Origin of the sequence: Agrococcus sp. Marseille-Q4369 (assembly GCF_018308945.1) — a bacterium.
Lineage (GTDB): Bacteria > Actinomycetota > Actinomycetes > Actinomycetales > Microbacteriaceae > Agrococcus.
The window spans coordinates 1,294,036-1,307,756 of the sequence record NZ_CP070501.1 but is presented as its reverse complement, the minus strand read 5'-3'; the positions used below and the strand labels follow the sequence as shown (position 1 = coordinate 1,307,756).

10 protein-coding genes are annotated in these 13,721 nt (G+C 74.0%); 4 read left to right on the top strand and 6 right to left on the bottom strand.

The window, feature by feature from the left end:
• The first annotated feature begins 125 nt into the window (after positions 1 to 125).
• Together JSQ78_RS06555 and JSQ78_RS06550 are read left to right on the top strand one after the other, a co-directional pair.
• Positions 126 to 539 carry an LPXTG cell wall anchor domain-containing protein gene (locus tag JSQ78_RS06555; protein ID WP_211450362.1) on the top strand — a complete coding sequence of 138 codons (414 nt, stop codon included), beginning with the start codon at positions 126 to 128 and terminating at the stop codon, positions 537 to 539.
• A 121-nt stretch (positions 540 to 660) separates the two neighbouring features.
• The gene (locus tag JSQ78_RS06550; protein WP_211450361.1) at positions 661 to 2,208 is read left to right on the top strand and encodes a DNA polymerase Y family protein; all 1,548 of its coding nucleotides are present in this window, start codon (positions 661 to 663) and stop codon (positions 2,206 to 2,208) included.
• 54 nt (positions 2,209 to 2,262) lie between these two features.
• Here the strand turns inward: JSQ78_RS06550 and JSQ78_RS06545 are convergent, their stop codons facing one another.
• Positions 2,263 to 3,021 carry a TVP38/TMEM64 family protein gene (locus JSQ78_RS06545; RefSeq protein ID WP_211450360.1) on the bottom strand — a complete coding sequence of 253 codons (759 nt, stop codon included), beginning with the start codon at positions 3,019 to 3,021 and terminating at the stop codon, positions 2,263 to 2,265.
• A 132-nt stretch (positions 3,022 to 3,153) separates the two neighbouring features.
• Here JSQ78_RS06545 and JSQ78_RS06540 point away from each other — a divergent pair, with 132 nt between their 5' ends.
• Positions 3,154 to 6,546, top strand: a complete 3,393-nt coding sequence (locus tag JSQ78_RS06540; protein ID WP_211450359.1) for an error-prone DNA polymerase — start codon at positions 3,154 to 3,156, stop codon at positions 6,544 to 6,546.
• A gap of 82 nt (positions 6,547 to 6,628) precedes the next feature.
• Here JSQ78_RS06540 and JSQ78_RS06535 read toward each other — a convergent pair whose 3' ends face one another.
• The 4 genes from JSQ78_RS06535 to JSQ78_RS06520 form a co-directional block, all read right to left on the bottom strand.
• Positions 6,629 to 9,898 carry an ExeM/NucH family extracellular endonuclease gene (locus JSQ78_RS06535; protein ID WP_211450358.1) on the bottom strand — a complete coding sequence of 1,090 codons (3,270 nt, stop codon included), beginning with the start codon at positions 9,896 to 9,898 and terminating at the stop codon, positions 6,629 to 6,631.
• 102 nt (positions 9,899 to 10,000) lie between these two features.
• Positions 10,001 to 10,852 (bottom strand): formyltetrahydrofolate deformylase, encoded by an 852-nt coding sequence (purU, locus tag JSQ78_RS06530; protein ID WP_211450357.1) that lies wholly within the window; start codon positions 10,850 to 10,852, stop codon positions 10,001 to 10,003.
• Between the two features lie 27 nt (positions 10,853 to 10,879).
• A complete protein-coding gene (locus JSQ78_RS06525; RefSeq protein ID WP_211450356.1) occupies positions 10,880 to 11,179 on the bottom strand; it encodes a hypothetical protein in 300 nt (99 codons plus the stop codon).
• A 19-nt stretch (positions 11,180 to 11,198) separates the two neighbouring features.
• Positions 11,199 to 11,498 (bottom strand): DivIVA domain-containing protein, encoded by a 300-nt coding sequence (locus tag JSQ78_RS06520; protein ID WP_211450355.1) that lies wholly within the window; start codon positions 11,496 to 11,498, stop codon positions 11,199 to 11,201.
• A 35-nt stretch (positions 11,499 to 11,533) separates the two neighbouring features.
• Here JSQ78_RS06520 and JSQ78_RS06515 point away from each other — a divergent pair, with 35 nt between their 5' ends.
• Positions 11,534 to 12,763 (top strand): MFS transporter, encoded by a 1,230-nt coding sequence (locus JSQ78_RS06515; protein ID WP_211450354.1) that lies wholly within the window; start codon positions 11,534 to 11,536, stop codon positions 12,761 to 12,763.
• A 9-nt stretch (positions 12,764 to 12,772) separates the two neighbouring features.
• On the opposite strand, the gene JSQ78_RS06510 is transcribed toward JSQ78_RS06515, so the two are convergent.
• Positions 12,773 to 13,663 carry a LysR substrate-binding domain-containing protein gene (locus tag JSQ78_RS06510; RefSeq protein ID WP_211450353.1) on the bottom strand — a complete coding sequence of 297 codons (891 nt, stop codon included), beginning with the start codon at positions 13,661 to 13,663 and terminating at the stop codon, positions 12,773 to 12,775.
• Positions 13,664 to 13,721: the final 58 nt, after the last annotated feature.

Here is a 13,721-nt window from a genome sequence, read left to right as displayed (position 1 = left end):
TGGTGACGCCGGGTGCGGGTGACGGTGACGAGGGCGAGCAGCCTGGTTCACCGTCGCTGATCGACGCGGATGTCTGCCTGGGCCTCGGTCTGCTGGGCTCGAGCTCGGGCTCCTGCGCGCCGGCGGTGGCGCCGGGTGCCGGCGAGGGCTCGGACCGTCCTGAGCAGCCGCCGCTCATCGACGCCGACGTGTGCGTCGCCCTCTCGCTGCTCGGCGTCGTCTCGCCGGGCTGCGTCGACGGAGCGCCGGTCGCCCCGGGTCAGCCTGGCGAGCCTGGACAGCCCGGCGAGCCTGGTCAGCCCGGTGAGCCCGGCATGCCCGGCGAGCCCGCTCCGATCGACAAGGGCGACGTCCCCGGTGACGAGCCGGCGGGCGACGCCAAGACGGATCGCGCGGTGACGGCCGTGGCCGCCGACGAGCCGACGGCGATGCTGCCCCGCACGGGTGGCAGCGCTGGCGAGATGCTGCTCCCGGCGCTCGCCCTGCTCGCAGCGGGTGCGCTCCTGCTGCTGCGCCGCCGCTCGACCGGGGTGAGCTGAATGGAGCGGGGGTGCGGGGCGCGCGAGCCGCGTCCCGCACCTCTGCATGCCCGCACCCGATCGCGGCCGCGACACACCGCATCCGCTTGACGCTGATCGAACGTGTGTTCGATGATGAGGTGTGACGATCGAGACGGAGAGCGAGACCGGAGCGCGGGTGCGCGGCGGCCGCGTCGGCGTGCTCAAGGTGCCCGACTGGTCGGTCGTCGTCGCGCGCCAGACCGGCGCGCTGCCCGCGGGCGGCGAGCAGGGATCGCCCGGCGCGATCGTGCACGCGCTGCGCGTCGTCGCGTGCGACGCAGAGGCCCGCGCCGATGGCGTGCGGGTGGGGATGCGGGTGCGCGACGCGCAGGGCGCATCGCCGATGCTCGCGCTCGCGCCCGCCGACCCGGTCGGGGAGGCGCTCGCCTTCGAGCGCGTCGTGCGCGCGGTGCTCGCGGTCGTGCCGACGGCGCAGCCGATCGGCGACGGGGCGCTCGCGTTCCGGATGCGCGGGGCGAGCCGGTTCTACGGCTCCGAGTCGCGCGCGATCGAGGCGGTGCGAGGCGCGCTCGCCCCACTCGGGCTCACGGCGAGCTTCGGCGTCGCCGACGACCGCTTCTCGGCGGAGCTCGCCGCGGGCGCGGGCGCTGAGACGATCGTGCCGGCGGGCCGCAGCCGCGAGTTCCTCAGCCGCCTGCCCGTCGGCGTGCTCGGCGACGACGAGCTGCCGAGCATGCTGCACCGGCTCGGCGTGCACACCCTCGGCGGCTTCGCGCAGCTGCCCGACGCGAGCGTGCGCGACCGCTTCGGCGAGGCCGGGCTCGTGGCGCTCGCGAGGGCGCGCGGGCTCGACGACCGGCGCGTCGACGACAGCGGCCTCGGCGAGGAGCGAGTGCTGCGGCTCGCGTTCGAGCCGGGCATCGAGGGCGTGCACGAGCTCGCGCTCGCGGTGCGCGAGCCGGTCGAGCGCTTCGTGCGGCAGCTCGCCGAGCAGCGGCTCGTGTGCAGCGAGATCCGCATCGTCATGCGCGGCGAGGAGGGCCGCGTGAGCGAGCGGCTCTGGCGGCAGCCGGGGTTCCTGCGCGCGGGCGACATCGTCGACCGGATGCGGTGGCAGCTGGGCGAGAGCGAGCTCGGCTCGGCGCTCGTCGAGGTGCAGGCGCTGCCCGAGCGGCTCGACGCCGACGTCGAGCACATGCCGGGGCTGTGGGGCGGCGGCGACATCGACGACCGCACGAAGCACGCGCTCGAGCGGCTGCAGGGCATGCTCGGCCGCGAGGCGGTGCTCACCGCACGACCCGGTGGCGGGCGGCTGCTCGCCGAGCGCGGCGTGCTCACACCGTGGGGCGATGCACCGGCGCCGCAGGCCGCGGGTCCGTGGCCGGGCGCGCTTCCGCCGCCGCGGCCCGCGGTCGTCTTCCGGCCGCCGCTGCCCGTGCGGCTGCTCGATGCGGCGGGGGAGTCGGTCGACGCCGCGGCCCTCGACGAGCGGCAGGGGAGCCCTGTCGCCTTCTCGCCCCCCGCATCCGCCCGTCGTCGCGTGGTCGCGTGGGCGGGGCCGTGGCCGATCCGGCGCCGCGAGCTCGGCGACGTCGTGCACCGCGTGCAGATCCTCGACGGCGAGGGGGAGGCGTGGGTGCTGCTGCACGCCGATGGGTCGTGGCTCGCGGAGGGGCGCTACGCCTGACGGCTCTCGGCGAATGGTTTCGACTCGCTCAGCCGCCTGCGGCGGCGGAGCGGCTCAACCAGCGGAGGTGTCGGAGGGATCCGGCTCGCCCGGCAGCGAGTGCTCGGCCTTGCCGCGCCACGAGCGCCACGCCCAGATCGTGAAGCCGAGCACGACGCCCCACGCGATGACGACGACCGCGCCCGCCCAGAACGACGGCGCGGCGATGAAGGCGCCGATCGAGACGAGCGAGACCTGCCCGGGCACGGAGGCGAAGAGCGATGCGATCGAGAAGACGCGGCTCGGCACCCCGAGCGCGCCGGCGCCGTAGTTGACGGGCCAGTAGGGCATGCCCGGCATGACCCGGAGCGTGAACACGGCCGCGAAGCCGCTGCTCTCGTCGAGCCGGTCCTCGAGCTTCTTGGCGTGCCGGCCGAGCAGGCGCATGACGGTCGTGCGGCCGACCGCGCGGGCGATCCAGTAGGCGCCGATGCTGCCGATGACGGCGCCGACGACCGAGAGCAGGCTGCCCGCCGGCACGCCGAACAGCAGGCCGCCGACGAGCGCCATGATCGTCACCGGGATGGGCGTGAGCGCCACGACGGCGTAGGCGGCGACGAAGACGAGCCAGCTCCACCAGCCGAAGCCCTCGATCTGCGCGCGGAGGTCGTCGAGGTCGGGCAGCCGCACCGTCGCCGCGACCCAGATGATCGCCGCGACGACCGCGATGAGCGCGGCAATGCGGAGGATCGTGCCGCGCCGTGAGCCGCGTCCCACCGACCGCGCACCGTCGCGGCCGGCGTCGGAGCGGCCGGGAGCGCGCGTGGCAGACATGCGGCAAGCCTAGGGCGGGGCGATCGGGCGACCGGTGGGAGCTGTGGCGCGAGTGGGCGACGACGGGTAGCATTCGAATGTACGTTCGAATGAGGCCGATGCCTCGACGACACGCGGGAAGGAGGCGAGGAGATGGGCTGGAACAACCCCGCGATGCCGTGGAGCGAGCTCGAGGGCATCCTCTCCGACCGCGACGTCAGCGCCGGCCGCACGCCGCACGCGCGCGACCTCGACGAGGCGCGGCGCCGCCGCGTGCGCGTGCCGCAACCCGGCGCGGTCACGCCCTACGCCGAGCTGCACGCGCACTCGCACTACTCGTTCCTCGACGGCGCCGCGAGCCCCACCGAGCTCGTCACCGAGGCGCGCCGGCTCGGCCTCGAGGCGCTCGCGCTCGTCGACCACGACGGGCTCTACGGCGCGGTGCGCTTCGCCGAGGCGGCCGCCGAGGCCGAGCTGCCGACCGTCTTCGGCACCGAGTTCTCGATCGGCCTCGACGAGCCGCAGAACGGCGTGCCCGACCCGGGCGGCAGCCACCTCGTGGCGCTCGCGACCGGCCCCGCCGGCTACACGGCGCTCGCGACCGCCCTCACCGACGGCTACCTCGCGACCGACGCGAAGGGCGCGCCGGGCGAGAAGGGCCGGCCCGTCTTCGAGCTCGAGCGGCTCGCCGAGACGGCGAGCGGCGAGTGGATGATCCTCTCGGGCTGCCGGAAGGGCGCCGTGCGCCAGGCGCTCGGCGAGGCCGACCCGGAGGGGGCGGATGCTGCGGGTCGCGAGCTCGACCGGCTCGCGTCGCTCTTCGGCCGAGACCGCGTCGTGGTGGAGCTGAGCGACACCGGCGACCCGCGTGACTTCGAGCGCAACCGGGCGCTCGCCGCGCTCGGCGAGGCGCGCGGCATGCCGGTGATCGCGACGACGAACGCGCACATCGCGAGCCCCGCGCAGCAGCGGCTCGGCGACGCGGTCGCGGCGGTGCGCGCGCGCCGCTCGATCGACGAGCTCGACGCGTGGCTGCCCGCGGGCGGCGTCCCGTCGCTCCGCGCGGGCGACGTCATGGCCCGCCGCTTCCGCCGCTTCCCCGGCGCGATCGACACCGCCGCCGCCCTCGGTCGAGAGCTCGCCTTCGACCTGCGCGCCGCATCCCCTCGCCTTCCCCGAGTGCCGGTGCCCGAGGGCCACTCGCCCATGAGCTGGCTGCGCGCGCTCGTCGCCGAGCGGCTGCCGCGCATCTACGACGTCGACGGCGCGGGCCGGCCGAGCGCTGAGGTCGCGGCGCGGCTCGAGCACGAGCTCGGCCTCATCGACCAGAAGGGCTTCGCCGGCTACTTCCTCATCGTCTTCGAGATCGCCGACTTCGCGCACCGGCAGGGCATCCTCTGCCAGGGCCGCGGCAGCGCGGTCGCGAGCGCGGTGTGCTTCATCCTCGGCATCACCGCCGTCGACCCGATCCGCTACAAGCTGCCGTTCGAGCGCTTCATCTCGATGATGCGCGAGGAGGAGCCCGACATCGACATCGACTTCGACGCCGGCCGGCGCGAGGAGGTCATCCAGCACGTCTACGAGCGCTACGGCCGCCGCAACGCCGCGCAGGTCGCGAACGTCATCACCTACCGGCCGAAGTCGGCGGTGCGCGACGCGGCGAAGGCGCTCGGCTACGCCGTCGGCCAGCAGAACGCGTGGTCGAAGTCGGTCGAGTCGTACTCGAAGCCCGACGTCGACGGCATGCCCGAGGACGTCGCGCTCCTCGCCGCCGAGTTCCTGCACGCCCCGCGCCACCTCGGCATCCACTCGGGCGGCATGGTGCTCACCGACGAGCCGGTCGGCTCGGTGTGCCCGATCGAGCCCGCGCGCATGCCGGGCCGCACGGTGCTGCAGTGGGACAAGGACGACTGCGAGTGGATGGGCCTCGTGAAGTTCGACCTGCTGGGCCTCGGCATGCTCGGCGCCATCTCGCACACGCTCGAGCTCGCGCGCGAGCAGCTCGGCGAGGCGTGGTCGATCGCGTCGATCCCCGCCGAGGAGGCGGGCGTCTACGACATGCTGTGCGAAGCGGATGCGGTGGGCGTGTTCCAGGTCGAGTCGCGCGCGCAGATGACGACCCTCCCGCGGCTCAAGCCGCGCTGCTTCTACGACCTCGTGATCGAGATCGCGCTCATCCGCCCCGGCCCCATCCAGGGCGGCGCGGTGCACCCCTACATCCGCCGTCGCACGGGCGCCGAGGCGATCAGCTACCCGCACGAGCTGCTCGTGCCCGTGCTCGAGCGCACGCTCGGGGTGCCGCTGTTCCAGGAGCAGCTCATGCAGATGTCGGTCGCGGTCGGCGGCTTCGACGCCGCCGAGGCCGACCAGCTGCGGCGCGCGATCGGCTCGAAGCGCTCGCGCGAGCGCATCGAGGCGCTCAAGGCGAAGCTCTTCGCCGGCATGGCCGCGAACGGCGTCGACGACGCGACGGCCGAGTCGATCTACCGCAAGATCGAGGCGTTCGCGGGCTTCGGCTTCGCCGAGTCGCACTCGCTCGCGTTCGGCAAGCTAGTCTACTCATCGTCGTGGCTCAAGCTGCACTACCCGGCGGCGTTCCTCGCGGGGCTGCTGCGCAGCCAGCCGATGGGGTTCTGGTCGCCGCAGACGCTCGTGAAGGATGCGCTGCGGCACGGGGTCGAGACGCTGCGCCCGTGCGTGGTGCGCTCGGCCGCCGTCGCGGGCCTCGAGCGGCACGGCGAGCGCCGGCCCGGGCTCGACGCGTGCCTCGAGCGGGAGCAGCCGCCCGTGCCGCCGGTGGCCTCGGAGTCGCTCGCGGTGCGCGACCGGCACCGGCGCGACGCGGGCTTCGCGGTGCGGATGGGGCTCGCGAGCGTCGCGGGCGTCGGCGCGGCGGCGGCCGAGCGCATCGTCGCGGCGCGCGACGCGGCGCCGCTGCGGGACATCCACGACCTCGCCCGTCGCGCCGACCTCGACCGGGGCGAGCTCGAGGCGCTCGCGACCGCCGGCGCGCTCGACGCGCTCGGCGTCAGCCGCCGCGAGGGGCTGTGGCTCGCGGGGCCCGCGTCGACCGAGCGGGAGGATCAGCTCGAGGGCTCGCAGCTCGTCATCCAGCCGCCGCTGCTGCCGATGCTCTCGGCCTCCGAGCAGGTGGCGCTCGACATCTGGTCGACGGGCGTCGCGACCGACGACCACCCGGTGCGGCACGCGCGCCCGATGCTCGACGAGCGCGGCGTGCTGCCCATCGAGCGGCTCGCCGACGCGGAGCCCGGCCGGCGCGTGCAGACCGCGGGCATCGTCACGCACCGGCAGCGGCCGAGCACGGCGCAGGGCGTGACCTTCATGAACCTCGAGGACGAGACGGGGATGCTCAACGTCATCATCTCGAAGGGGCTGTGGGCGCACTCGCGGCAGGTCGCGCGGCACTCGCCCGCCCTCATCGTGCGCGGCATGCTGCAGCGCACGCCCGAGGGCGTCATCGCGGTGCTCGCCGACCGGCTCGACCGCTTCGAGGTGCCGAGCCCCGGCTCGCGCGACTTCTCCTGACCGCGACGACGAGGGCCCGCGCCGAGCCGGTGGCTCGGGCGCGGGCCCTGGTCGCAGCCGCTGTCCGCGGCTGCTCAGCCGCTCAGCAGCCGGTGCGCCACGCCTCCGGCGACAGCGAGGGCAGGCCGCCCACGTTGACGACGGTCGTCGGCTCGAGCTCGGCGATCCGCTCCGCGACGTCGAGCGTCACGCACGAGCGGGCCGCGAGCAGCACCGGGGCGTCGAGCGCGCCGGCCACCATCGAGGCCGAGAGCGCGTCGGGGAAGTTGAACCCCGTCGCCATCGCGATCGCCTGGTCGTCGCCGCCCGCGATGAAGCGCTCGACGAGCATCGCGTTCGTCGCGTAGCGGTCGGCGCCGGCGAAGCGCTCGACCGGCGCGGCGGCGCGGTAGCCGACGAGGGCGGCGTCGCTCACCGAGGCGCGAGCGCCGAGCAGCGTCGCCGAGGCGACCTCGAGCGACTCGAGCGCGGCGACCGTGTAGGGGCTCGCCGTCGCCTGCGGCGTCAGCAGCACCGGCACGTCGCCGATCGCCGAGGCCGTGCCGCTCGCCGAGACGGCGTCGGGGAAGAGCTGGCCGCTCGCGATGAACGCGTGCTCGGCGGTGCCGAAGTAGCGCTCGGCCACGAGGGCGGCCGTCTCGTAGCGGTCGGCGCCGGCGATGCGCTCGACGGTCGCGCCAGGCACGATCTCGAGCACGCTGCGCACGACGGCCGACGACACCGACGAGGGGCCGCCGAGCACCGTGACCCGCTCGGGCTGCAGGCGCTCGAGCTCCTCCGCCGTCACCTCGAGCAGTCGGCCGCCGGGCGTCAGCAGCAGGCTCTCGCCGGCGCGGGCGGCTGCGGGGCCGGCCGCGAGCGCGTCGGCGAAGATCTCGCCCGAGGCGAGCACGACATCCGTGCCCGGCTCGAACGTGTCGGCTGACACGAGCGCGTTCGTCTCGTAGCGGTCGTCGCCGGCGTAGTCGACGAGGGTCGCCTCGACGGGCGGCAGCGCCTCCCACGCCAGGCCGATCACGACGGCGTCGTGGTCGCTCGCGCGGTAGGGGTCGGGCGCGAAGAGCGCGTCCTGCGCCGGCTGCTTGAACGCCATCGTGTAGTCGATGAGGCTCACCTCGTCGGCGTTCGCGTGCCACGCGGCGGCGCCGGCGACGAAGGGCATGAGCCCGGCGTCGGCGAGGCCGTAGTCGAGGTAGCCGAGCTGGCCGTCGAAGACGTAGGTGTACGCCTCCTCACCCTGGAAGGCCTCGAGCAGGTCGGTGTAGTCGGCCGCCTCGAGCGTCGTGATCGGGTCCTCGTGGTCGTAGGCGTTGAGGTCGCCGATGATGAGCGAGCCCTCGGCGTCCTGACCGGTCGGGTCGCCCTCGAGCCAGTCGGCGAGTGCCGCGGCGGCTGCGGTGCGCACGCCGTTGCAGTTGCCCTGCTCGGGCGAGCCCGAGTCGCCCGGGCACGCCGAGCCCTTCGACTTCAAGTGGTTGACCGCGACGGTGAGGATGCGGTCGGTCTCGAGGTCGCGGAACGACTGCGCGAGCGCGGGCCGGTTGTAGGCCGTGTCGAAGCGCGCGTCGACCGTCTCGTCGAGCGCTGCGAAGGCGCCGGCCGGCTCGACGAGCGCGGGCTGGTAGATGAGGGCCGTCGTGATCGCGTCGGTGCCGAGCGTGCCGGTGTCGATGCCCGCCCAGCGCTGCGTGCCGGCGACCTCGTTGAGGGCCGCGACGAGCGTGTCGAGCGCGGCGCCGTCGTTGTTCTCGATCTCGAGCAGGCCGACGATCGCGGAGTCGAGCTCGTCGATCGCCGCGACGATCTTCGCCTCCTGGCGCTCGAACTCCTCGGCCGTGACCGCGCCGCGGTCGTTCAGCGTCGTGAAGTAGTTGAGCACGTTGAACGAGGCGACCTCGAGCGAGGCGCCCTCGATCTCGGGCGCTGCCGGGCGCTCGTTCACCGCGGTGTAGGTGCCGGGGTCGGTCGGCTGCAGCTTCCACGTCGAGTTGCGGAACTCGAGCACGCCCGTGAGGCCCGTGATCGTGTCGCCGCCGCGGAAGTCGTTCTCGAGCGTGAACTCGGCGAGGTTGCCGGGGTGGATCGCCGGGTCGGCGTTCTGGACCGAGCGGCCGTCGTCGACGGTGATGCGCTGCTCGGCGTTCGCGGCGCGCACGGCGGCGGCCTCGGCGGAGCCGGGCGCCGCGACCGCGGTTGGCTGCATCTGGCGGTCGGTGCCGAGCACGACCTCGCCGTAGCGGCCGAAGTTGAAGTACTCGAGGATCGAGAGCTCCTGCGGGAGCGTCACGAGCATGCCCTCGAAGCGCTCCTCGTCGGCGATCGGCAGCTCGAGCGCGACGGCCGCCGGCACCGTGCCGGCGCCGCAGTCGAGGATCGACGGGTTCGTCAGCTGCGTCTGGCCCTGGAACTCGCCGGCCGTGCCGGTGACGGTCAGGAGGTCGCCCTCCGCGACGTCGTCGGCGCCGGGGGCGTAGACGAAGACCGCGTCGCTCGTGGCGGCGTCGCCGTCACCGGCGTCCTGCAGGTGGAAGCCGTTGAAGCCGCCCTCCTGCCAGTCGCCGACGACCGTGCCGCGCACGGTCACGACGGAGCCTGCGACGGGCGTCGTGTCGCCCGCGCCCTGCACGGAGCCGATCGTCACCGCATCCGACTCGCACGTGATGTCGGCCGGCGGCTCCTGCACCTCGACGACGCGGTTGGCGACGCCGGGGGTGTTCCACGCCTGGCCGGGCTCGGGGGTCGTGCCCTCGAAGCCCGCGATGCCGGCGCCGTTGAAGGCGTTGCGCACCCAGTCGCTCGCGCGGTCGGTGTCGGTGCCGTCGGGCACGCGGCTCGCGCCGCCGACCGTGGCGGAGCCGCCGTCGAAGCCCTGGTCGAGGATCGTGCCCCATGCGAGGTCGCCCGCGTCGGCGTCGCGGACGCCGACCGCGTCGACGACGGTGAAGCCGACGCCCTCGTCGATCACGCCGTCCTTGTCGGCGTCGACGACCTGGCCGCCGGTCGCGGTGCCCTGCACGAGCAGGATCGAGGCGGAGCCGTTCTGGATGCCGTTGGTCGCGTAGCGCAGCACGCCGAAGCCGCTCGCGTCGACCGCGGGCGCGGCATCCGCCCGGATGACCTTGCCCTGGTTGCTGTTCGAGTCGCCCTCGACGATCACGATCGTGTGACCGCTCAGGTCGCTGCCCGGTGCCGCGTGGACCTCGACGAACTCGGCGTCCGTGTCGGTCCCGTTCACGTCGGCCGAGAACTCGTTGATGACAGGGTGCTCCGCGGCGACTGCCGGGGAAGCGACCAGGCCCGTGAGGGCCAGCGCGGCGACTGTTCCAGTGCCGAGCATCGTGCGTGCGCGCATAGATCCACTCCGTTGGGGTGCAGGGTGCTCCTGAACCTAGCCGCACCCGGCGACATGCGCACGCACGGCGGGTGAACTCGCGGTGACGGATCGCCCTCGCCGTCAGCGGAAGATGATCGTGCGCTGCCCGTCGAGCAGCACGCGGTCCTCGGCGAACCACTGCACGGCGCGCGAGAGGGTGCGCGACTCGACGTCCTGACCGATCGCGACGAGCTGCGCAGGGCTCTGCGTGTGGTCGACGCGCTCGACGTTCTGCTCGATGATCGGGCCCTCGTCGAGGTCGCTCGTGACGAAGTGCGCGGTCGCGCCGATGAGCTTCACGCCGCGCGCGTGCGCCTGCCGGTAGGGGTTCGCGCCCTTGAAGCCGGGCAGGAAGGAGTGGTGGATGTTGATGAGCCGGCCCTCGAGCGCGGCGCAGAGCTCGGGGGAGAGGATCTGCATGTAGCGGGCGAGCACGACGAGCTCGACGCCCTCCCGCTCGACGACCTCGAGCACCCGCTGCTCGAACGCCGCCTTCGAGTCGGGGTCGACGACCGGCGCGTGCTCGAACGGCACGCCGTAGAACGCGGCGAGGCCCGCGAGGTCGGGGTGGTTCGACATCACGAGCGGGATGTCGACCGAGAGCTGGCCGGCCCGCTGGCGGAAGAGCATGTCGTTGAGGCAGTGGGCCGCCTTCGAGACGAGCACGAGCGTCTTGAGCGGCCGGGCGACGTCGTCGAGCTGCCACTGCATGCCGTAGCGCTCGACGACGGGTGCGAGCTGCACCTCGAAGTCGCTGCGCTCTGCCTCTGCCTCGACCTGCAGGCGCATGAAGAAGCGGTCGGTGTCGGCGGAGGAGAACTGCTGCGACTCGGTGATGTTGCCGCCGCACGCGACGATCGCGCCGGTGATGGCGTGGACGATGCCGGGGCGGTCGTCGCAGACGATCGACAGGATCCAGTGGTTGGCGCTCATCCGCTCGATCCTACGAGCCGCGGCGACTCACTCGGGCCGCGACCCCTCCGGCCACTCCGGCTCGGGCAGCGCGTCGGCGATGAGGTCGAGCAGCGCGTCGACGTCGGCGGTGCGGTAGCGCGCGCCGCTCAGCGCGATCGTGCCGGGCAGCGAGACGGCGCCCGCGATCACCGCCGCGAGCGCGGCCTCGCCGGCTGCCGACTCGGGCGCGGCGGCGAAGGCGAGCACGTGCGCGCGCCACGCGTCGACCGCGGGAGCCGGGTAGCCCGGCTGCCACGCGCTCGCGGAGTGCAGGGGCACGGCGGTGATCGCCTCGGTGGTCAGCACCGGGCAAGCGTAGGCGCGCCTACGCGCCTGCGGGGCCCCGGAGCGCCGCGGCCTCGAGCGCGCGGAGCGCCGTCTCAGCGCGGTCGAGGAAGTCGTCGACCTCCAGTTGCGCGTAGCCCTCCCGGAGCGTCGTGGTCGGGAACCGCTGGGCCGAGACGTCCGCGGCGAGCACGTCGATCCCGTCGCCGTCGCCCTCGGCGTAGGCGCGCAGCGTCGTCGCGACGCGGTCGAGGAAGTCGTCGACGTCGTCCATGTCGTAGCCGGGCCCGAACCGGGTGGTCGCGAAGCGGGCGGAGATGACGTCGTCGGCGGTCAGCACGGGCCGATGCTATCGGCGGCATAGGCTTGCCCGTCGTGAGCGAGCAGTCGACGACCGCGGCGGGGAAGGCCCCGGACCGCTTCCCGACCGCCGCGCTCGCGGTGCTCGCGCTCGCCGTCTTCACGAACATCTCGGTCGAGATGCTGCCGATGGGCCTGCTGCTGCCCATGAGTCGCGAGCTCGGCGTGAGCGAGGGCGCGATCGGCCTGCTCGTGACGATCTTCGCCTTCACCGTCGTCGCATCCTCGACCACGCTCATCCGCCTGACCCGACGCATCCCCCGCCACCTGCTCGTCACCACCGTGCTCGTGGTCTTCGGGCTCAGCTGCTTCGGCTCGGCGCTCGCGCCCGACTACGCGTGGTCGGTCGCGTTCCGCGTCATCGGCGGCATCGTGCACGGCATCTTCTGGACCGTCGTCGGCGCCTACGCCGCCTACCTCGTCAAGCCGCACCAGCTCGCGCGCGCCGTCGCGATCACGTCGGCGGGCGGCTCGTTCGCGTACGTGCTCGGGCTGCCGCTCGCGACGCTGCTCGGACAGCTCATCGGCTGGCGCTGGTCGTTCGCGCTCTTCGGCGGCGTGTGCCTCGCGGTCGCGCTCGCGGTGTGGCGGCTGCTGCCGCCCGTCGACCACTTGCGCGACCGCGCCACGACCTCGACCGGCTCGATCGCGCTGCCTGACCCCGAGCCGGGCAAGAGCGTGCGCGGCGTCGCGCTCGCGATCCTGTCGACGACCGTGGTCATGCTCGGCCACTACGCGCTCTACACCTACGTCTCGCCGTTCCTCGTCCACCATGCGGGCCTGCCGGAGTCGTGGCTCTCGGGCGCGCTGTTCGGCTACGGCCTCGTCGGCATCGCGGCGGTGCTCGCGATCGCGCTGTGGCTCGGCAAGCGGCCGACGGCGGCGACGCTCGCGATGCTCGTCGCCGGCATCGCGGCGATGCTCGCGCTCGGGCTCTCGCAGCACGTCGTGCTCACGGTCACCGCGGTGCTGCTGTGGGCGTTCTCGCTCGGTGCCCTGCCAGCGCTGCTGCAGACGCGGCAGCTGCAGGCGACGCCCGAGCGGATGCTGCAGCAGGCGACCGCCTGGTACACGACGGGCTTCAACGTCGGGATCGGCGCGGGAGCCCTGCTCGGCGCCTTCGTGCTCGACTCGATCGGTGTCGGCGCGCTGCCGTGGGCGCTGCTCGCCGGGCTCACGATCGCGCTCGTGCTCGTCTCGAGCGACGTCGCGCTGCACCGCCGCGATCTCGCGCGCGTGCGCTGACGCCGCGAGTCACTCCAGGCCGGCCGGCACCGCGGCGGTGAGCGCCGACCGCACGGCGGCGATGGCAGGGTTGCCGTCCGAGGCGGTGCGCGCTGCCGTGAACACCTCGCGGCGCGGCGCGCCCGGCAGCTCGACGATGCGGAAGCCGACCCGGGTGCCGACCCACGTGAGGTCGTTCATGACGCCGACCGCGTGCCCGGTCTCGATGAGCCGCATCTGCGCCTGCAGGTCGGCGGTCGCGAACCGCACGTCGGGCTCGAAGCCCGCGACCCGGCACTGCTGCTCGCCGAAGTGCCGGGAGGCAGCGCCGACGGGCTCCATGACCCACGCGTGCCCGGCGGCATCGGCGAGCCGCTCGATGGCGGAGTCGGGCGGCACCGCGAGCCGCAGGGCATCGGTCGTCAGCAGCTGCCGGTCGAGGCCCGCGTGCTGGGGCGCGGCGTGCCCCGGGTACTGCTCGGCGACGACGAGGTCGAAGTCGCCCACGAAGGTGTCGTAGAGCGCCGTCTCGGGCTCGCGCTGCACCATCTCGACGCGCACCTCCGGCGCCTCCTCGGCGAGGATCCGCAGCATGTGCGGCACGAGCCCGAGCGCCGCCGACTGGAACACGGCGATGCGCACCGTGCCGACGGGGCGGCCGAGCGACGCGGCGACGGCGCGCTCCGCGGCCTCGAGGCCGGTGAGGATGCCTTCGGCGTGCTGGGCGAGGAGCTCGCCCTGTGGGGTGAGCGCGAGCCGCCTGCCCTGCTTGCGCGTGAGCGGCACGCCGACCTCGCGCTCGAGCGCGGAGAGCTGCTGCGAGACGGCGCTCGGCGCGTAGGCGAGCGCGGTCGCGACCGCGGCGATCGTGCCGCGCAGGCGCAGCTCCCGCAGGAGCCGCAAGCGGCGGACTTCGAGCATCGGGACCCTCCGGGAAGCATCGCGGTACACGACGGATATTCGTCGTGAACCGTCACTG